The organism is Streptomyces sp. ISL-96 (genome assembly GCF_018614035.1).
GTDB lineage: Bacteria > Actinomycetota > Actinomycetes > Streptomycetales > Streptomycetaceae > Streptomyces.
In genome coordinates this window covers 1-18,504 of the sequence record NZ_JAGGPA010000041.1, presented here as the reverse complement: position 1 = coordinate 18,504, position 18,504 = coordinate 1, and the positions used below count along the sequence as shown (strand labels likewise).

Below are 18,504 nucleotides of genomic sequence, written 5' to 3'. Positions count from 1 at the left end.
GGGGAAGCATCCTGAAAACATGACGACCGACACACCGGCCCGGCTGCTGCAACTGCTCTCGCTCCTCCAGACGCCCCGCGAATGGCCCGGCAGCGAACTCTCCGAGCGGCTGGGCGTCAGTCGCCGCACCGTGCGGCGCGACATCGACCGGCTGCGCGAGCTCGGCTATCCGGTACAGGCGACGATGGGCGCGGACGGCGGCTACCGGCTCGTCGCGGGCAAGGCCATGCCGCCGCTGGTGCTCGACGACGAGGAGGCCGTCGCCATCGCGGTGGGGCTGCGGGCCGGCGCGGGCCACGCGGTCGAGGGCATCGAGGAGGCGTCCGTACGGGCGCTGGCGAAGCTTGAGCAGGTGCTGCCGTCCAGGCTGCGCCGGCAGGTGTCCACGCTCCAGGCCGCCACCATCCCGCTGACCAGCGGCGACGGCGCGACGATCGATCCTCGTACGCTCACCGTGATCGCGGGCGCGGCGACCGGGCAGGAGCGGCTGCGGTTCGGTTACCGCTCGGGGGACGGGTCCGAGTCCAGGCGTCTCGTCGAGCCGCACCGGCTGGTCAGCACGGGGCGGCGCTGGTATCTCGTCGCGTACGACGTGGACCGTGAGGCGTGGCGTACGTTCCGGGTCGACCGGGTCAGTGAACCGTTCGCCACGGGGGCGCGCTTCACCCCGCGGGGGCTGCCGAGCGGGAACGCCGCCGAGTTCATCCGGCAGTCGTTGAACCGCTCGCAGGCGCGGTACCGGGTGGTGGCGACGTTCGACGCGCCCGCCGAGTTCGTGGCGGCCCGGCTGCCGGGCTCGCTCGGCACACCGGAGCCGGTGGCGGGCGACGACAGGCGCTGCAGGCTCGATGTCACCTCCACCGACTCGATGGAGTGGCTGGGGATCCGACTCGCCCTGGTCGACTGCGAGTTCACCGTGTCCCAGCCGCCGGAGCTCGTCGACTATCTGGCCGGGCTCGGCGGACGGATCAGCCGTGCGACCCGCGACAGCGGATGAGGGACGGAGGGATGAGGGATGGGGCGCGCCCCGGCGCCGGGGGGGAGGGCGCCGGGGCTCGGCTCTGGGGCGACACCTGCTTCGCCCGGTGGCGTTTATGCCGCCGATTCGAAGCCCGTGTCGCGGGCGAGGCGCTTCAGCTCCAGCAGTGCGTGCTTCTCGATCTGCCGGATCCGCTCGCGGGTCAGGCCGTGCTGCTTGCCGACCTCGGTCAGGGTCCGCTCGCGGCCGTCCTCAATGCCGTACCGCATGCGGATGATCGAGGCCGTGCGCTCGTCGAGGTGGCCGATGAGATCCTCCAGCTCCTCGCTGCGCAGCAGCGACATCACCGACTGCTCGGGCGACACCGCCGAGGTGTCCTCCAGCAGGTCGCCGAACTGGGTCTCGCCCGCGTCGTCGACCGGCATGTTGAGCGAGACCGGGTCACGCGCCCACTCCAGGACGTCGCTGATGCGCGCCGTCTTGGCGTCCAGCTCGGCCGCGATCTCCGCGTGCTCCGGGTCGCGCCCGTGCATGCGGTTGAACTCGCGCTGCACGCGCCGGATGCGGCCCAGCTCCTCCACCAGGTGGACGGGGAGCCGGATGGTGCGGGACTGGTCGGCTATGGACCGGGTGATGGCCTGGCGGATCCACCAGGTCGCGTACGTCGAGAACTTGAAGCCCTTCGCGTAGTCGAACTTCTCGACCGCGCGCACCAGGCCCGCGTTCCCCTCCTGGATCAGGTCGAGCAGGGGGAGGCCACTGCGCGGATAGCGGCGCGCGACAGCGACGACGAGGCGGAGGTTGGAACGGATGAACAGGTCCTTGGCGCGCTCGCCCTCGGCGACCAGCGCTTCCAGCTCTTCCCGGGAGGCACCGCCCGCCTCGCTCTCCACCTCTTTGTCGAGGATCTGCTGGGCGTACACGCCCGCCTCGATGATCTGTGAGAGGTCGACTTCCTTTGCGGCGTCGAGCAGCGGCGTCCGTGCGATCTCGTCGAGGTACATGCCGACCAGGTCGCGGTCGGCGATCTCCCCGCCTACGGCGCGAACGCTGCGTACCCCGCCGGACCCGCCGGTGGCGGTCTGACGACGGGCGACGGCACGGGTTGCCATGCGGTGCTCCCTTGCGTAAGTAGGTCGCGGTTGCGCGGTCGGTTGGCTGCGGGACTCCCTTCGGGTGCCCCGCCTCCGATGGAAACAACGACTGGAATCCGGACAGAATTCCCATGGCGTGCATTCATTTTCGTGATCTTGCAGTATCCTGTCGGCCGCCGAGGGGAGACGTATGCCGCAGCAGCGCTCAGAGGTGCAGGTCAGCGCGGGTACCGAGGCCGACCTCAGCGCCCTCACGGACATCTACAACCACTACGTCCGTGAGACGGCGATCACGTTCGACACCGCCGGATTCACCGCCGGGCAGCGCCGCCCGTGGTTGCGCTCTCACCCTGAAGACGGCCCGCACCGGCTACTGGTTGCTCGCGAGGTGGGCTCCGGGCGCGTTCTGGGTTACGCGACGAGCAGTCCGTTCCGGCCGAAGGCCGCGTACGGCACCTCGGTAGAGGTGAGCGTCTACTGTGCGCCCGATGCCGGGGGGCGGGGGGTCGGGACGCTGCTGTACGAGGCGCTGTTCGAGGCGCTGGAGGGCGAGGACGTTCACCGCGCGTATGCCGGCATCGCGCTGCCGAACGAAGCGTCCGCGCGGCTGCATGCCCGGTTCGGCTTCCGGCATGTCGGTACCTACCGGGAGGTCGGCCGGAAGTTCGGCCGCTACTGGGATGTGGCGTGGTACGAGCGCGGGGTGGGGAAGACCTACTCCCCGGCCTAGGTCCAGCGCCCGTTACGCCGCACCCCACCCCGCACATAGCCTCCACCGCATGGACACGACAGGCACCCTCGACGAAGCACTCGAACGCCTCCACACCCACGGCCCCGAACGCCTCGGCCGGCTCACCAATCACGCCCCGATGGCCGTCGAATCGCTCGCCGTGCACGGCCAGGCCGGATCCGTCCACCGATGGCTGGATCTGTACGCCGACAGGCTGGAAGACTTCCCCGCCCTCCACACGCCGGTGAGCGACAGCAACTGGCAGGCCGCGCTCGGCGATCCGCGCCGCGCCGCCGACTGGATCGCCTACTTCACACGCCTTGTGGAGGAGCAGCCGTGGCGCGAAGTGCTCGCCACCTGGTGGCCCCGCCTGCTGCCCGGCATTTACGGCGGCGCCGCGCATCCCGCGATCCGCGTGGGCCACGCGGTACGCACACTGCTGGCCGACAGCGAGAACGGCGAGAGCGGCGAGGACGGCAAGAGCGCCCCCCGCCGCACCGAGCTCGCCCACGGCCTCGGCTACTGGGCCGCCCGACACCTCCCCGTCCGGCCGCCCGCCGCGCTCCCCGGCGCGCGCACCGCCGCCGAAGCGCTCGACGCCGTGCCGCCCATCGACGTACGGCAAGGAGGTTTCCCGGACCGCCTGCCGCGGGTCACCCGGCTCCCCGTCTGGGAGGGGTCCCAGGCGCCGATGGACCCGGACGAGGCGCGGCAGAAGCTGGCGGAGCTCGTACGGGCGGCCACGCACAGGTACGCCACGCACGGCCACGGCGACGCAACCATGCTGGTCCACGCGGCGACCGCCCCGAACGCCGTCCTGCGCACCCTGCCCGCACTCCCCCGCGCCCTGTGGGCACCGAGCCTGCACGCCGCCTGGACGGCGTCCGCCGCGGTCACCTCGATGTACGCCCCGGACGCACCCGTGCCGTACGCCTCGCCCGGCTCCATCACCCCGGAGGAGGTCTTCGACGAGCGCGCGACGGCGCACGGCGACGAGCACGTCATCAAGCTGACCGACACCGCGCTCGACCTGGGCGACGAGCAGGCGCTCGCGGCCGCGCTGCGCGCCATCGAGCTCAGCGAGCCGCTGGTCTGACGGCCCGGCACCGGCGTCAGCCGAATTGCAGCGAACGCTTCGCCAGGCCCATCCAGAAGCCGTCGATGACACTGCGCTGCGTGCCCAGTTCGCCCATCGACGCGCCCAGCGTCACGAACAGCGGCGCGAAGTGCTCGGTGCGCGGGTGGGCGAGCCGGCCGGCCGGGGACTTGTGCTCGAAGTCGAGCAGCGCGTCCACGTCCGCCGCCGCCAGCGCCTCACCTCCCCACGCGTCGAACTCCGCCGACCAGCCGGGCACTCCCCCGCCCTGGTGCCGCAGAGCGGCCAGGTTGTGGGTGAAGAAGCCGCTGCCGACGATCAGCACGCCCACGTCACGCAGCGGCGCGAGCTTGCGCCCGATGTCCATCAGCTTCCGCGGGTCGAGGGTGGGCATGGAGATCTGGAGTACGGGGATGTCGGCCGCCGGGAACATCTCGACGAGCGGGACGTACGCCCCGTGGTCGAGCCCACGGTCCGGGAAGTCCTGGACGGGCGTACCCGCGCCGCTCAGCAACTTCCGTACGGAATCCGCGAGTTCGGGCGCGCCGGGCGCGGCGTACTCGACGCGGTAGTAGTGCTCGGGGAAGCCCCAGAAGTCGTAGACCAGCGGCCTCGCCTCAGTGGCGCCGAGCGCGAGCGGGGCCTCCTCCCAGTGGGCGGAGATCATCAGGATCGCGCGGGGGCGCGGCAGCTCGGCGGACCAGGCCGCCAGCTGGCCGGGCCAGACGGGGTCGTCGGCCAGCGGCGGGGCGCCGTGGCTCAGGTAGAGGGCGGGCATAGGCTCCATGGCCGGCGAACCTCCTTGAAGTTTCAAGCTGTGGTCTACAGGGACCATAACTCCATCTAGTTTAAGTTTCAAGAAGTAAGTCGTAGAGTGGTCGCATGACGACGGGACCCCGCTGGCTCAGCGAACAGGAACAGCGCACTTGGCGTGCATACCTCCAGGCAACCACGCTTCTGGAGGACCACCTCGACCGCCAGCTTCAGCGCGACGCCGGGATGCCGCACGTCTACTACGGCCTGCTCGTGCAGCTCTCCCAGGCGCCGGGGCGGCAGCTGAGGATGACCGAGCTGGCCCGCATCGCGAAGATCACCCGCTCCCGGCTCTCGCACGCCGTCGCCCGCCTGGAGCGCAACGGCTGGGTGCGCCGCGAGGACTGCCCGTCCGACCGGCGCGGGCAGAACGCCGTACTGACGGACGAGGGGTACGCGGTGCTGAAGGAGACCGCGCCCGGCCATGTCGCCACCGTCCGCCAGGCGATGTTCGACCGGCTCACCCCCGAGCAGGTGCGGCAGCTCGGCGAGATCATGCAGGTCATGGCGGAGGGGCTGCAACCGAAGGACACGGACGCGGACCTGCCCTGGCTCCGCTGAGGCAGAACCAGGGCAGGTGGCTTGTACGTACGTCAGTGCGCGATGACGGGGATCTTCAACTCGGCCTCCGCATCCGCACCCGTACCCGTACCCGAGCCCGCGATCTTCGTCGTCCCCGGACGGCCGGTGTTGATCAGCGTCAGCGCGATCGTCGCCGAGACGAGCAGGATGCCCACCGCCCACCAGATGGCACTCGCGTAGCCGTGCACCATCGCCTGGGCCTGGAGCAGCTGCTCGTTGGTGGCGCCGGCGGCGTGCGAGGCGATGTACGCCGTGGTGGCGCTCGCCGCAATGGTGTTCAGCAGCGCCGTGCCGATCGCGCCGCCCACCTGCTGCGACGTATTGACCATGGCCGAGGCCACGCCCGCGTCGCGCGGCTCGATGCCGTGCGTCGCCAGCGACATGGCCGGCATGAACGCCGTACCCATGCCCAGGCCCAGCAGCAGCTGCGCGGGCAGGATCAGACCGGCGTACGACGAACCGATCTCCAGCTGCGTCAGCAGCAGCATGCCGAGCGCCGCGACCAGGAAGCCGGGGCCCATCAGGTAGCGGGGCGCGACCCGCGTCATCAGGCGCGCGCCGATCTGGGTCGAGCCCGTGATCATGCCCGCGATCATCGGCAGGAAGGCGAAGCCGGTCATGACGGGCGAGTAGCCCTTCACGATCTGGAGGTAGTACGTGAGGAAGAGGAAGAGGCCGAACATCGAGATGACGGCGAGACCGAGCGACAGGTAGACACCGCCGCGGTTGCGCTCCATCAGGACGCGCAGCGGCAGCAGCGGGGACTTGACCTTCGACTCGACGAACACGAAGGCGAGCAGCAGCACCGCCGAAGCGATGAACAGGCCGACCGTCGCGCCCGCCGCCCAGCCGTCCGACTCGGCGCGAGTGAAGCCGTACACGAGCGCGACCAGGCCGAGGGTGGAGAGGACCACGCCCGGGATGTCGAGCGGCGAGCGGTTGCGGCCGCCGGCCGGCTCGCGGATCACGAAGTACGCGCCCGCTGCCGCGACGATCGCGAAGGGGATGTTGACGAAGAAGGTCCAGCGCCAGTTCAGGTACTCGGTGAGGAAGCCGCCCAGGATCAGGCCGACCGCGCCGCCACCGCCCGCGATCGCGCCGAAGATGCCGAAGGCCTTGGCCCGCTCGCGTACGTCGGTGAACGTCACCGCGAGGAGGGAGAGCGCGGCGGGTGCGAGCAGCGCGCCGAAGGCGCCCTGGAGGGCGCGTGAGCCGAGCATCATCGCCTCGTTGGTGGCCGCGCCGCCCAGCGCGGAGGCCGCCGCGAAGCCGAGCAGGCCGACGACGAAGGTGCGCTTGCGGCCCCAGATGTCGGCGATGCGGCCGCCGAAGAGCAGCAGGCCGCCGAAGGCCAGGGCGTACGCGGTGATGACCCACTGGCGGTTGGCGTCCGAGATTCCCAGGTCCTGCTGGGCCGACGGCAGCGCGATGTTCACGATCGTCGCGTCGAGCACCACCATCAGCTGGGCGAGGGCGATGAAGACCAGCGCTTTCCAGCGATTGGGATCAGGGAGGGCGGCCGTGTCGGGTGTTTTTGGCATGGAGGTATCCACCTAGGGGTGCGAAGAGGCGAAAAGGTACGTAACTACGTCGGCGGAGGAGGGGTTACGACTCCCGGCGCAGGTCCTCAAAGGTCGCGGGAGAGCCGGGGAGAACGGAGCGCGCCGGTGCCTCCAGGCCGTCGAGGAAGAGTTGCAGGTGCCGGTGCACGAACTGGTCGAAGTTCATGCAGGCATTGCCCGGCAGCGGCCGGGTGAGCTGGGAGAGGGCGACGAGCAGGTCACCGACTGCGACGTCGTCGCGGAGCCGTCCGCACTGCCGTGCGCGCGCCATGAGGCCACCGATGGCCTCTTCGAGGCGCTCGCGCTCGGCGAGCAGTTCCGGATGGTCCTTGTCGAAGCCGTCGGCGAGCATCGGGCACAGCGCGCCGATGCGCTCGTCGGCGGCCGCGTGGACGAAGCGCCGCAGCGCGTCGAACGCGTCGGCCTCTTCGTCGGTCGCCGCCCGTGCCTGGTCCGTGGTGCGGGCCATGACGGAGACGACCACGTGGTGGATGAGTTCGTTACGGTCCGGGAAGTGCCGGTAGAGCGTCGCGTTGCCGACGCCCGCGCGGCGGGCGATCTCGTCGAGCGGCACCTCGGGGCCGGACTCGACGAACATCTCGCGCGCGGCCGCGACGATCCGTTCCCGGTTGCGCAGCGCGTCGGCCCGCGGGCGCGGCGTCCGGCGCCGGTCGGTTCCGGGCCGATCGGTTTCGGTGCGGGTGACGGTGGCCACGGCGCTTCCTTTCGTACGTAACCGGGGATCGAGTCCCCGCTTCGGTCGGCACTCCTGCAAACGGGGAGAGTGTCCCCGGTTATTTCCCGAAGTCGCACATGTGATCCAGAACACAGCCGGGCCCGGAAATTCGCACGATCGGGTCACCCAGCGGGCGGCCGGACGGCCCCCGGCACAGGGTGATCGCACGAGAGCAGTCTGGGACGGCCGGCTGCCGCGGACCCGAAGGCGAACGTATGCAGCGGACCCGCCCCCGGATACGCAAGCCCCGCCACATAGTCAGCGTCGCCGCCCTCACCGGCCTCGCGCTCACCGCCGTGACCTCCGACGGATCCCCGCTCAACAACCGTTCCAGGGCGTCGGCCGGCCCGGTGGCCACCGCCGACCAGGCCGTTTCGGTGGCCGACGAAGCCGCCCTTGAGCCGTGCCGGATCGCGGGCGCCATGGGCGTACAGATGTCGGAGGGCCTACCGACGCCGCCCGGCTTCGCGCGCTCCACGGGCGACGTACGCGCCCTCACCCTCATGATCGACTTCTCGGACGCGCCGGGGCGGCGCCCGGCGCGCGACCGGTTCGAGGAGTTCTTCCCGCAGACGACGAAGTGGTTCACGACGAGCTCGTACGGGCGTCTGCGCTATCGGCCGGTCACGCCGTTCACCGACTGGGTGCGGATGCCGATGCCCTTCGCGGAGTACGGGATCGACCGCGGCTCACCGTACGAACCCGGCTACCGCAGCCTCGTCGAGGACATCATCGCCGCGACCGACGACCGGGTGGACTTCCGCTCGTACGACCTCATCAACGTGCTGGTCACGCCCAACGCCGGGCCCTCGGCCCTGGAAACCGTCCTGTCCGTCACCTTCTCCGGCAACGACGACGCGCCGCGCGCGGACGGCGTCCCGCTCGCCAACACGTCGTTCGTCTACAGCCGCCAGGACGACGGATCGGGATCGTACGGCGAAACGGGCTTTCGCGTGCTGCCGCACGAGAACGGCCATGTCTTCGGGCTGCCGGACCTCTACACCGTGGACGGCGGAGGCGCGGTCGGGCACTGGGACATCATGTCCGAGGACTGGGGGGCCAACAACGATCTGCTCGGCTGGCACAAGTGGAAGCTGGGCTGGCTCGACAGCGCGCAGATCCGCTGCGCGTCCGAGCACGGCACCAGCGAGCACCTCCTCGCGCCGCTCGCCTCGCGCGGCGGGAGCGGCGAGGCCGACGCGGGCAGTGAGGGCGGCGAGGGCAGCGAGGACAGCCCGGTGAAGCTGGTGTTCATACCGCTGACGGACAGGACGGGGTACGCCGTGGAGGTGCGCACCTGGGCCGGCAACGACGAGGCCGTCTGCAAGCCGGGCGTCCTGATCTACCGCGTCGACGCCGATGTCGACACCGGCCACGGTCCGGTGACCGTCGCCGACAGCGAGCGCGACAGCGGGGGCTGCACGCGGCGGCCCAATGTGCACGCGGAGCTGTCGGACGCGCCGTTCGGGGAGGGCGAGACCTTCAAGGACCGGCAGTACGGGATCCGGATCTCGGTGACGGGGGAGGACGAGCGCGGCAACTTCCGGGTGCGCGTCACCCGCCGCTAGACGACCAGGGCCTGTACGAGCAGCGTGCCGAGGTTCTTCGGTTCGGGGGCTTCGACGACCTTCGCGAAGACCTCCAGGAATCCGGCGTTGCGCAGGATGCCCTCCCACATCTCCGGTGAGTAGGCCCACCGCTGCACGTCGAGGACCCGGCCCCGGAAGCCGTTGCCGTACATTCCTTGCGCGCCGTAGCAGCCGTCGACCGGCGGGGCACAGGAGAAGACCAGGACGCCCTTGTCGGTGAGGTGCTCACGTACCGGCGCCAGCCACGTGCGGGGGTCCATGAACCACAGGGCGCCCCAGTTGGAGAAGATCGCATCGAACTTCTCGCCCGTGCCGGCGAGAAAGGTGAGGACGTCGGAGCACACGAATTCGGCCCCGTCCTGGGGCCATCGCTTGTCAGCGTGCTCGATCTGTACGGGCGAGAGGTCCACGCCGGTGGCCCGGATGCCCTTGCGGGCGAGATAGGCGGTGTGGTCGCCAGGCCCACAGCCGAGTTCTAGAGCGCTTTCGGGCTGCCCCAGCAGCTCCTCCGCCGGGCCGTGGTTGTCGTACTGCGTCCAGCCGAACCGGCGATCCAGGGACTCCTCGACGGAGATCGGGCTCTCCGCGTAGCGGTCCCAGTAGTGCTCAAGAGTCATGTCGCGACGCTACCGACACAGGGACTTGATCACCGGGTTTCCGTACTGCTTCACCCCGGGAACCGCCGGGGACCGGTGCCCGGAGGCACCGGTCCCCTTCATGTGCGATCAGTTGTGCGATCAGTGGCATCCGCTCTGCGTCTTCGAAGAGCACGGCGTGCAGTTGGCCGCGTCCTTCTCCCACAGCGGGCGGTCGATCTCGAAGCCGAACGCCTCGATAGCCTCGGCCGTCCGCATCACGGACCCGTCGGCCTTGCGCTCGATGAACGGGATGTGGTCGAGGAACTGCCCGTAGTGCTCCTGGCAAAACTCGCGGTAGATCCTGGTGTCGAGGATGAGCTGGTGCACGCCCTCGTCGACCAGCTCGCCGCAGCCGAGACCCGGCGTGCCGCTCTGCATAGCGGTGATGAGGTAGGCGATGGCCTGGCCGAAGACGCGCTCGGCCATGACCGTGTCCCACGTGTGATGGTCGCGGACCAGGAGCGCGATCTCCCGCTCCCAGACCTCCGGCGTCACGTAGTCGCGCGGTTTACGGCTGATGGTCGGTGTTGCCACGGTGCCCTCCGATTGTTGTACGGATGGGTTGGTGGTTCCGATCGGAGCCGGGGGCCTTGTGCTGATGTGGTCCCCGGCTCCGGCTGCCGCCCGGCTCGACCTGTCCAGGGTTGTCCCGGGCGGAGTGTGCGGGTCACGCCGTGGTGGTGACCTTGGCGAGGAATTCGGCGGCGGCCTCGCTGTCGTGGCCGAGCACCACGTTTTGGTGGGGGAGTTCGGTGAGAAGGCCGGCGACGCGTTCGCGGTCCTCGGCACGGCCCCCGCCGTCGACCCGGATGAGGCGGAAAACGTCGGGGTAACGGTCCTCCGTCTCCCCGCTCATGAAGTCGTGTTCGGCCAGGCCGCGCTCCTCGTCGACGAGCTGCGGTTCGGCGTCCGGGAAGATCGCGGGGAACAGCAGCAGGGAAGCCCGGCCTCTGGGCGCGAGGTCCATGCCGAACCAGTCCGGGAACTGATCCGGGAAGAGCTGGACTTTCAGCTCCTTGCCGTTCGGGGACCACAGCGGTTCACGGCGGTCCTCCAGCAGAGCCTCCGTCACCCGCCGGTCCTGGGTCGGGTGCAACTTCTCCCCGGCCTGAAGGCGTTCGCGAACGACGTCGTACATGCCCAGCGCGTCCAGCAGGCCCAGACCCAGCGCGGCAGCCGACGGCCACGGAAGAACCTGGACGCGACCGGAGCCGTCGGGGCGGACGAAGATGCGGTCGTTGGCCAGCAGGCCCGCGCCGGACTTCCGGGCCAGGAGAACGGCCGTGGTGGACTTCCCGGCACCTTTGGAGCCGAAACTGAGGATGGCGTTTCCGTCGATCACGACGGCGGAAGCGTGCAACAGCGTCCAGCCGTCCCGCAGCAGAAGGCCGCGGACAACTTCCCGGGCAAGGCGGGAGGCAGCAACTGCGACGCTCTCAACGTCGGTGCCGAAGATAGTGAGGCAGCCGGTGTGGGGCTCGGAGACGTAGGCGAGCTGGTCGGGCGGGGAGAACGCGCGGATCGTGCCGTGCTGGTCCTCGGCGACGAGCAGCGGGGCCTTTGCGTAGACGGTCTCCTCGTGCTTGCCCTCGGTGACCGTCCGGCCGAGCGCGGCGTACTGCCCGGGGTCGACGTCGGCCAGCACGACCGGGCCCGCGCAGAGGGTCGTGGGCTCCACGGCGGTGGCGTTCCACCAGTCGCCGAAGTAGCGGGTGGCCCACTGCGTGATGGAGGAGGTGTCGCTGATGACGGTCACGGCCGCGTCGGCAGCCTGGATGCGTGTGGCGAGTGCGCTCACGATGTCCTCTCGGGCGGAGTGATGTTCGCGTAGGCGGAGTGCAGCTTCGACCGGGCCGCATCCAGCAGCTGGGCCTCGGTGGGGTCGAGCCGGGGCAAGCACGGTATGGGCTGGCCGGCGGTGAAGCGCAACGGAATTCCGTGCCAGATCCCGTCATGCGCGGTGGACAGTTCGGTAGTGCCGTCCCGGTGTCCGAGAGCCAGGGCAAGGGCAGAGAGCACGGCTCCGGCCGGTCCACAGCGTGTACGGCCGATCCCCGCATTGATCCGTCCGGGACGGGAAATGAGTTCGGCCCGTACCTCTGACAGAGGGACGGAAATGGGTTCTTCGTTGACGGTGGTCGACGATGCGCAGATCACCGCGGCGTCCCCGTGCTCGCCGATGACATGCCCGTGTACCGCCTCCCGCGGGACGTCGAGCAGCCGGGCAACGGCGATCCGGTAGCGGGCCGAGTCGAGGTTCGAGCCGATCCCGAAGACCCGTGTGCACCCGGACTCCTCGTTGAACAGCCTGGTCATCAGGTCGACCGGATTGGTCACCATGAACACGGTGCCTTCGTAGCCCCGCAGCATGTGGGCCAGGCCGCGGACGGTGGGGGCATTGGCCGCTGACCCGGCCATGCGGACATCGGTGCTGTGTGTGTTGGTAAAGCGGGCGCGCACGGCGATCACGATGGCGTCGACGTCCCTCAGCCCCATCACGTTGCAGGTGCCGGTCCGCGCGCGGGCGCCGGTGGCAGACACCAGGTCGTCAAGGTCGTCGGCGAGAGCGCGGGCCTGGTCCTGCGTGCGAGAGGTCAACAGCAGCCGCGAGCACAGGCCCGAAGCCGCCAGCGCGGTCCCGATGCTCTGGCCGACCGCTCCCGCTCCGACGAGTCCCACGGCGATCACGTTGCCGCTCCGCTCACCGTATTCAGCGCACACTCCCAGACCGTCGAGACGTTCGATCGAGTGGTGAGGCCCTGACTGATGTCGTTGACCATCCGCAGGACTGCCCCCGCCGCGTGGATCAGGGCCAGTCCCTGCCGGGGCAGCGGAAGCGCCTGGGGCGCCGAGATGTACGTGGTCATGATGTTGACGGTGTCCATGCACCACAGGGCCAGCAGCTCCCGCAGCGCCGCTTCCCTCGCAGGCCTGTCCAGGTCGCTGACGAGATATCGGGTGAAGTTCTGGAGGCCAAAGGCGATACCCGGGGCAGCATCCGGATTCGCCTCTGCCGCCAGCGCGAGAACGGTCCGGCTGATGAGCTTGGCAGCATCCACCGATGCCCGCGCCTGCATCAGGCCCGGGTCGATGAATACCGGCCGCCGGCTGGACCCGTCGGGGTAAATGACGTGCTCGGGCTTGAGGTCCCCAAACACGACCCTGCGCTCCAGCGGCGCGGCCATCGACAAGAGACGACGCAGCCGGGCCTGGACAGCCTGAACGAGTGCGACGACTTCGGCCGCCACATCGGCGGGCAGCCGGTCCTCGCCGAGGCGCTCGATGTAGGTCTTGCCGCTCAGACCGTTGAACTTCCGCCGGAAGGTGCCCGCGATCGACCGCTCTTCGATTACCCCCGCTTTCGCCGGGGAGCCGCCCCGGTGAAGGGGCCGAAGTTCGCCCCACGTCTGGATCAACAGGTCGCCCGTGTCTCCCGGCGCGGCCAGTATCAGCGCCGCGAGCGTCGGGCCGACAACCGGCTCGGTGAACAGCACACCCCGACGCAGACCCGCCACCACGCAGGCCAGGGGCTGCCCGGCCTCCGAGAGGAACTTGAGCTGCGCCGTCTCACGGACAAGGAGGGAGGCGGGATCAGCCACGTACGCGTCTTGGCGCTCCGCGACCACGTCCCAGTTCCCGTACGTTCCGCGAAGCACAGACACCAGAGACGCGCCGAGCATGGAGTGCTTCGCGTATAACTCCCGGTCCCCGACGCGAATGCGGTGGACGTACCCGGTCACGCTGGGGACGTGCTCGCCCAGTACTACCGGGACAGCCGGCCACAACTCGGACGCTGCGCGGTGGATCTGCTCGCAGGCGTGCCCGAAGATTTCTCCCGTGGTCGGCTTTGTGCCGGTGGCCGGGATACGCAAGGTGTCGCTCACAGAATTCTCCTCGAGGGGGAGGGAGCGTGCTAGCGCACGGCCTGGATGTTGTCGGCCGCCGTGGACCACTCGATGCCGTTCGCTGCCTTGACGTAGGCGACGCGGGTGACGCGCTTGCCGTGCTCCTCGTGGACGACAGCGGTCAGTTCGCCCTCACCGCGCGATGCGATGTCGCGGACCTGACGGTGAAGGAACGGGTGACGCTCATGCCCGAACGAGTCGATTGGATACATCTCTGCTCCGGCTCCTCGGCCTTGGAAGCGCTCCCAGCCGGATTCGGCACGTTCGAGGAGGTCAGGGCTCGGCCAGGACGGGGGCGGCGGCATGGAGTCGGGCATCGGCGTCTCTCCTCTCCGAGGGGGTGCCGCCCGAGGGCGGCAGCGGCGTCAACTCAACGCGCCTTTACGGGGCCTGGTTGATTCCGCGTGATGAACGTACGGTCGCCACGGATGCGGTAGAACTGACCGGGGGTACGTGTTTCGATACGGAGCGCGATCGGGGAGCGAGCGTCATGAACACCAGACCGTCCGCCCGCAGACGCGCAGGCGTCATCGCGGGGTTTGTGCTGCGCATGGCACGCGAGAGTGTCCCGCACACGCAGGTCGGCATGGCGGAGGCGCTGGGCGTGGACCTGGGGACCGTGCAAGGCTGGGAGTCCGGGCGCCGCGCGCTGGCGAACATGAAGGCAGGGGCCCTGCTGGACCTGCGTCGGCGGCTACCCGCGCTGGGCGCGGATCCGGCGATCGTGGGATTACTGGACGCGGCGATGGACGCGGACCGGATCATCAGCGCATGCATTGAGCCGGCGGAGCCCGAAGGGCTGCATCCGCTCGCGGGCTGGGTGCACACCCGGGACACCGCGCACATGCTCGCCTGGGCAATCAACGGGACGACACCCCCCGCGCTCGACGGCCGGGTACCCGCTGCTCGGCGAGGGCCCGTTGCCCCCGCCCCACTTCTGGGCGCGCAGGACCGCATGATGTTCTTCGACCGGCTTCGGGACACCGCCGAGTCGGCCACCCGGCAGGGCGAGCGGGGCATACTGCTGCACCGACAGGCCCTCTATCTGACCTCGTACGACCGCAGCACCGAGGCCGTGTCGTGGACGGTGCAAGCCCTGCACGCCCGGCGCGGAGTCCTCGCCGCACGGGGCTGGACGCCACACTGGGCAGAGGCGCGCTCGACGGCCGCGGCCCTGGCGCGGCTCGGTGACCCCCAGCCGCTCCTCGACTTCATCGAACGTTCCATGGCCGATGACGACGACGGCGAGGCGGCGAACCTCAACTACTGGGCGTACTGGCTCGGAGCGCTCCCCGTTGCGCAGGCCGACGACCGGTTCATGCGGGACCGGAACCTGTCCGGATGGGATCCGATCACTCTCCTGCGCGGCCTCGTTCACGGCCTCCACCAGGCGCCGGGATATGTCGACCTGTACGTGCATTCGCTGTGGGCCCTGCTCACAGCGTACCCGTGGCTGCCGCAGGCGTCTGGCCCTCTGGTGTGCGAGTTGGAGAAGCGTACCGGCCAATTCCTCGACGGAGGCGGTATCTCCACAAGGTCCAGGCGTGAACTCGTCACCATCCATTACGTTCTGCGTGAACGGCACCACTGAGACCGGAGGGCACCACATGGCGGACGAGACGACCGACGCGAAGGGCACCACGGGGTATCTGCTGGAACTGGGGATGCTCAAGAGGGCCAAGCGGTCCGGCTGGTGGATCGCCGGTGTGAAGGACCCGGAGACGATCGCCGAGCACAGCTTCCGCGTGGGCGTCGTCGGTGCGGTGCTGGCGATGATGGAGGGCGCCGACCCCGCCAAGGTGGCGCTGATGTGCCTGTTCCATGACACGCAGGAAACCCGGGTGGGCGACATTCCCCACATCGGCCGGCGCTACCTCGAAGCCGCGACGAACGAGAAGGTCACCGCAGACCAGGTCTCGGCCGCGCACCCGGCGGTGCGGGGCGGCGTGCAGCGTGTAGTCGAGGAGTACGAGAACGGCAGCAGCCTGGAGGTAGTCGTGGCCCACGACGCCGACAAGCTGGAGTGCCTGATCCAGGCTGTTGAGTATCGCGAGCAGGGCTACGCCAATGTACAGAACTGGATCGACACGAGCTTGAATTCCCTCAAGACCGCGTCGGCGCAGGCTCTCGCCGAGGCCGCGCTCAGTATGTCGTCGGTGGAGTGGCAGAAGACCTATCTCCGTTGACCTTCCGTTGACCTTCCGTTGACCTTCCGTTGATCTCAGCCGCCCGCAGTTCCCGCCTGGGGGTGCGGGCGGGCCAGAACTCCAGCCGCGTAGTCACCCGCCGCTGACGAGGCGGTCCGTGGTGGTGCGCAGCTCCCTCTTGAGGATCTTGCCGGTGGCGTTACGCGGCAGCGGTTCCTCCCGTACGAGCACGTGGGCAGGCACCTTGAACGCGGCGAGGTTCTTGGCGACATGCGCGCGAAGCTCGTCCGCACCGGCCGTGGCGCCGGGCCGGAGCTGCACGACCGCGGCGACTTCCTCGCCCAGAACGGGGTGCGGAACGCCGAGCACGGCCGCGTCGAGCACGTCCGGGTGATCGTGCAGCACGCTCTCGACCTCGACGCAGTACACGTTCTCGCCGCCACGAATGACCATGTCCTTGATGCGATCGACGATGCTGACGCGCCCGTCGCGCACGGTCGCGAGGTCCCCGGTCCTGAACCATCCACCGGCGGCGAAGGCCTGCGCGGTCGCTTCGGGGTCGTTCCAGTACCCCCTGACGAGCGACTGCCCGCGCAACCACAGCTCGCCGACCTCGCCGTCGGGCAGTGCCTGCCCTTCCGGGCCGGCGACGCGTACTTCGGTGCCCGGTGCGGGCCGGCCGACACTGCCGGGGTACGCGCGGTAGGCCGCGCCGAAGTTGGCCATGACGCCGCCGCTGGTCTCGGTGAGCCCGTAGCCGTTGCGCGGCTCGATGCGCTCGCCGTGCCGGTCGGTGAGCCGCTCGACGAGGCCGGCCGGGGCGGCGGCGCCACCGGTGTTGAGCATCGCGAGGCTGTCCAGCCCGTCCCCGGCCGCTTCCGCCGCGTCCAGCAGCTGGAGGGCGGTGGCCGGCACGCCGGCGTAGTGCGTGACCTTGTGCTCGCGGATCAGCGCGAGCGCGCGCCCGGCCTCCCACTTGCGCATGAGGACGAGAGTGCCGCCGGCCGCCATGGCGGCGTACAGCGCGGTGAAGGCGGCGACGTGGAAGAACGGAAACGTCATGAGCGATACGGGCGTCGGCCCCTGCCCCGGGATCTGCCCGCGCCCGAGCGCGGACAGCGCGGCGTGGAACCGGGGGTGGGTGGCGGCGCCGGCCTGGGCGAGGTGGGTGGCGACGGCGCCCTTGGGCCGCCCGGTGGTCCCGGACGTGTAGATGATGGTGGCGTCGTCCTCGGCCCGTACGTCGATGTCGGGCGGCCCGAGCAGCGGGTCGGCCGCCCGGATCCCCTCGTACTCCTCGCCCCACTCCCCCGCGTCCCCGTGGAAGACGACGACGTGGGGCCGCCGCTCGGTCTGCGCCGCGAGCCACGGCTCCACTCTCGGCAGCCGCTCGCCGTCGACGAGCAGCACGCGCGGTGCGCAGTCGTCGAGGGCGTACGTGAACTCCGCCTCGGTCCACCAGGCGTTCAGCGGCACGGCGACGATTCCCGCCAACTGGGCGGCCCAGAAGGCCACTTGCCACTCGGGATGGTTCCGCATGGCGATGACGGCGCGGTCCCCCGGCGCGAGGCCGTACTCGCCGGCGAACCGCCGGGCCAGCGCGGACGCCGCCGCGAAGAACTCGCCGTACGTGTACGTCCCGCTCTCCGCGACCAGGAACGGCCGGTCTCCGTACGCCCAGGTCGCCTCGACGAACTCCCGCAGCGTCCGGGGCCCGCCGGCGTACATCGGACTGCCGTCCTCCGCGCGCACGACTTCGAAGGGCGCCCCGGGGGCGGTCAGCGCGGCTTCGGCGGCGCGCAGCGGATCATTGTTCGGCACGGACGGACCTCTCCAAGCGCTTGCTCAGTCCTCCGGACGCTATGCCGCGCGCCACTTCGCGTCAAGATCGATGTATCGACCATCTTTCTGCCGCGCGGGGCTCGGCTCTCCCTACCCGCCCCGTCGCCCCAGCAGTGACATGTGCGGTTCCGCCGCGCAGGGGCAACCCCCAGCCCCCGGGCGCCCCACGGGCGCGTCCTCAAACCCGCCACCGATATCGGGGCCGCAAGCGGATCGGCGACCTGGGGTTCGGTCGCTTCATCGGCCCGCTGGGGGCCTGGGAGTGCGACGAACTCGCCACATGATGAATCTCATCGCCTCTCCAGTCCCATTGGTCTCGGCCGTATCGCTTACGGCCGTCATGGGAGCCTTTCGACCCGCACGGGCATGCGTTGGTCCCCTCTTCGTTGCCTCACCACCCACTCACACCGGCAACGTGCTTGAGGTTCGACCGGTCACCGGTCGGGGTGGGCGCCACACTCACCCGAGTCGCCCCATTGAACTGTCGCGCTCCACCCGCAGCCCATGAGTCCGCAGGTCGACCCGGCGGCTCACCGGCCGCCGTCGTGGGTGCGCGTGTGCGTGGGAATGGGGGTGTCGCGCCAACGGCCGTTGCCGCACTCGCCGAGTCTGGGGCCGAGCCGCCCCCTGGAGCTGGTGCGCCCCACCCACACACCCGCCGTCCGGCCGGAAAGTTGAGCCAGCAGACGGGCCTGCGCCGGGGCCCGCCCCCGGGGGCCGCCCCCCGTAAAGAACCAGCGGTGGAGGGGTGGGTGTCAAGGGTGGCCCGGAGGGTCATCGCGCAGCGACGC

Annotated in this window: 18 protein-coding genes; 7 read left to right on the top strand and 11 right to left on the bottom strand. The window is 70.1% G+C overall.

The features are described 5' to 3' along the window. Positions 1–19 precede the first annotated feature (19 nt). The gene (locus tag J7E96_RS24925; protein ID WP_215134004.1) at positions 20–997 is read left to right on the top strand and encodes a YafY family protein; all 978 of its coding nucleotides are present in this window, start codon (positions 20–22) and stop codon (positions 995–997) included. Positions 998–1,092: 95 nt separating this feature from the next. Here J7E96_RS24925 and J7E96_RS24920 read toward each other — a convergent pair whose 3' ends face one another. Next, on the bottom strand, positions 1,093–2,091 hold the full coding sequence (locus J7E96_RS24920) for an RNA polymerase sigma factor RpoD/SigA (protein ID WP_215134002.1): 999 nt from the start codon (positions 2,089–2,091) through the stop codon (positions 1,093–1,095). A 172-nt stretch (positions 2,092–2,263) separates the two neighbouring features. Between J7E96_RS24920 and J7E96_RS24915 the strand changes: the two genes are divergently transcribed. Both J7E96_RS24915 and J7E96_RS24910 read left to right on the top strand, forming a co-directional pair. After that, positions 2,264–2,803 carry a GNAT family N-acetyltransferase gene (locus tag J7E96_RS24915; RefSeq protein WP_215134000.1) on the top strand — a complete coding sequence of 180 codons (540 nt, stop codon included), beginning with the start codon at positions 2,264–2,266 and terminating at the stop codon, positions 2,801–2,803. Between the two features lie 49 nt (positions 2,804–2,852). Continuing rightward, positions 2,853–3,899: a questin oxidase family protein gene (locus J7E96_RS24910; RefSeq protein WP_215133998.1), complete on the top strand. Its 1,047-nt coding sequence runs from the start codon at positions 2,853–2,855 to the stop codon at positions 3,897–3,899. A 16-nt stretch (positions 3,900–3,915) separates the two neighbouring features. Here the strand turns inward: J7E96_RS24910 and J7E96_RS24905 are convergent, their stop codons facing one another. Beyond that, the gene (locus tag J7E96_RS24905) at positions 3,916–4,677 is read right to left on the bottom strand and encodes a dioxygenase (RefSeq protein WP_215134249.1); all 762 of its coding nucleotides are present in this window, start codon (positions 4,675–4,677) and stop codon (positions 3,916–3,918) included. 104 nt (positions 4,678–4,781) lie between these two features. Between J7E96_RS24905 and J7E96_RS24900 the strand changes: the two genes are divergently transcribed. Next, positions 4,782–5,273, top strand: a complete 492-nt coding sequence (locus tag J7E96_RS24900; protein WP_215133996.1) for a MarR family winged helix-turn-helix transcriptional regulator — start codon at positions 4,782–4,784, stop codon at positions 5,271–5,273. A 32-nt stretch (positions 5,274–5,305) separates the two neighbouring features. Here the strand turns inward: J7E96_RS24900 and J7E96_RS24895 are convergent, their stop codons facing one another. Beyond that, positions 5,306–6,835, bottom strand: coding sequence for an MFS transporter (locus J7E96_RS24895; RefSeq protein WP_215133994.1), 1,530 nt, complete (start codon positions 6,833–6,835; stop codon positions 5,306–5,308). 64 nt (positions 6,836–6,899) lie between these two features. Continuing rightward, a complete protein-coding gene (locus J7E96_RS24890; protein ID WP_308296124.1) occupies positions 6,900–7,571 on the bottom strand; it encodes a TetR/AcrR family transcriptional regulator in 672 nt (223 codons plus the stop codon). Between the two features lie 236 nt (positions 7,572–7,807). Between J7E96_RS24890 and J7E96_RS24885 the strand changes: the two genes are divergently transcribed. Then, positions 7,808–9,160: a M6 family metalloprotease domain-containing protein gene (locus J7E96_RS24885; protein WP_215133992.1), complete on the top strand. Its 1,353-nt coding sequence runs from the start codon at positions 7,808–7,810 to the stop codon at positions 9,158–9,160. Here J7E96_RS24885 and J7E96_RS24880 read toward each other — a convergent pair. The 6 genes from J7E96_RS24880 to J7E96_RS24855 form a co-directional block, all read right to left on the bottom strand. Next, positions 9,157–9,798: a bifunctional 2-polyprenyl-6-hydroxyphenol methylase/3-demethylubiquinol 3-O-methyltransferase UbiG gene (locus J7E96_RS24880; RefSeq protein ID WP_215133990.1), complete on the bottom strand. Its 642-nt coding sequence runs from the start codon at positions 9,796–9,798 to the stop codon at positions 9,157–9,159. The two genes, J7E96_RS24885 and J7E96_RS24880, sit on opposite strands and share 4 nt — an antisense overlap. Positions 9,799–9,918: 120 nt before the next feature. Further along, positions 9,919–10,353 carry a hypothetical protein gene (locus J7E96_RS24875; RefSeq protein WP_215133989.1) on the bottom strand — a complete coding sequence of 145 codons (435 nt, stop codon included), beginning with the start codon at positions 10,351–10,353 and terminating at the stop codon, positions 9,919–9,921. A 133-nt stretch (positions 10,354–10,486) separates the two neighbouring features. Further along, positions 10,487–11,617: a hypothetical protein gene (locus J7E96_RS24870; protein WP_308296123.1), complete on the bottom strand. Its 1,131-nt coding sequence runs from the start codon at positions 11,615–11,617 to the stop codon at positions 10,487–10,489. Beyond that, complete coding sequence (locus J7E96_RS24865) at positions 11,614–12,507, bottom strand: NAD(P)-binding domain-containing protein (protein WP_215133987.1); 894 nt, start codon at positions 12,505–12,507, stop codon at positions 11,614–11,616. The genes J7E96_RS24870 and J7E96_RS24865 overlap by 4 nt, the downstream gene beginning before the upstream one ends. Continuing rightward, entirely contained in the window at positions 12,504–13,703 is a 1,200-nt protein-coding gene (locus J7E96_RS24860) for a hypothetical protein (protein ID WP_215133985.1), read from the bottom strand. The genes J7E96_RS24865 and J7E96_RS24860 overlap by 4 nt, the downstream gene beginning before the upstream one ends. A gap of 29 nt (positions 13,704–13,732) precedes the next feature. Next, positions 13,733–14,041 carry a hypothetical protein gene (locus J7E96_RS24855; protein WP_251070388.1) on the bottom strand — a complete coding sequence of 103 codons (309 nt, stop codon included), beginning with the start codon at positions 14,039–14,041 and terminating at the stop codon, positions 13,733–13,735. A gap of 173 nt (positions 14,042–14,214) precedes the next feature. On the opposite strand from J7E96_RS24855, the gene J7E96_RS24850 reads away from it, so the two are divergent. Continuing rightward, a complete protein-coding gene (locus J7E96_RS24850; RefSeq protein WP_215133983.1) occupies positions 14,215–15,315 on the top strand; it encodes a DNA-binding transcriptional regulator in 1,101 nt (366 codons plus the stop codon). A 16-nt stretch (positions 15,316–15,331) separates the two neighbouring features. Continuing rightward, the gene (locus tag J7E96_RS24845) at positions 15,332–15,910 is read left to right on the top strand and encodes an HD family hydrolase (protein WP_215133981.1); all 579 of its coding nucleotides are present in this window, start codon (positions 15,332–15,334) and stop codon (positions 15,908–15,910) included. A gap of 93 nt (positions 15,911–16,003) precedes the next feature. On the opposite strand, the gene J7E96_RS24840 is transcribed toward J7E96_RS24845, so the two are convergent. Further along, positions 16,004–17,692: a class I adenylate-forming enzyme family protein gene (locus J7E96_RS24840; RefSeq protein WP_308296122.1), complete on the bottom strand. Its 1,689-nt coding sequence runs from the start codon at positions 17,690–17,692 to the stop codon at positions 16,004–16,006. Positions 17,693–18,504 lie beyond the last annotated feature (812 nt).

What these genes read in the sequence shown, in the direction of transcription:
- J7E96_RS24925 (WP_215134004.1), top strand. Translation starts at nt 20, where the DNA reads ATGACGACCGACACACCGGCCCGGCTGCTGCAACTGCTCTCGCTCCTC.
- J7E96_RS24920 (WP_215134002.1), bottom strand. Translation starts at nt 2,091, where the DNA reads ATGGCAACCCGTGCCGTCGCCCGTCGTCAGACCGCCACCGGCGGGTCC.
- J7E96_RS24915 (WP_215134000.1), top strand. Translation starts at nt 2,264, where the DNA reads ATGCCGCAGCAGCGCTCAGAGGTGCAGGTCAGCGCGGGTACCGAGGCC.
- J7E96_RS24910 (WP_215133998.1), top strand. Translation starts at nt 2,853, where the DNA reads ATGGACACGACAGGCACCCTCGACGAAGCACTCGAACGCCTCCACACC.
- J7E96_RS24905 (WP_215134249.1), bottom strand. Translation starts at nt 4,677, where the DNA reads ATGCCCGCCCTCTACCTGAGCCACGGCGCCCCGCCGCTGGCCGACGAC.
- J7E96_RS24900 (WP_215133996.1), top strand. Translation starts at nt 4,782, where the DNA reads ATGACGACGGGACCCCGCTGGCTCAGCGAACAGGAACAGCGCACTTGG.
- J7E96_RS24895 (WP_215133994.1), bottom strand. Translation starts at nt 6,835, where the DNA reads ATGCCAAAAACACCCGACACGGCCGCCCTCCCTGATCCCAATCGCTGG.
- J7E96_RS24885 (WP_215133992.1), top strand. Translation starts at nt 7,808, where the DNA reads ATGCAGCGGACCCGCCCCCGGATACGCAAGCCCCGCCACATAGTCAGC.
- J7E96_RS24880 (WP_215133990.1), bottom strand. Translation starts at nt 9,798, where the DNA reads ATGACTCTTGAGCACTACTGGGACCGCTACGCGGAGAGCCCGATCTCC.
- J7E96_RS24855 (WP_251070388.1), bottom strand. Translation starts at nt 14,041, where the DNA reads ATGCCCGACTCCATGCCGCCGCCCCCGTCCTGGCCGAGCCCTGACCTC.
- J7E96_RS24850 (WP_215133983.1), top strand. Translation starts at nt 14,215, where the DNA reads ATGAACACCAGACCGTCCGCCCGCAGACGCGCAGGCGTCATCGCGGGG.
- J7E96_RS24845 (WP_215133981.1), top strand. Translation starts at nt 15,332, where the DNA reads ATGGCGGACGAGACGACCGACGCGAAGGGCACCACGGGGTATCTGCTG.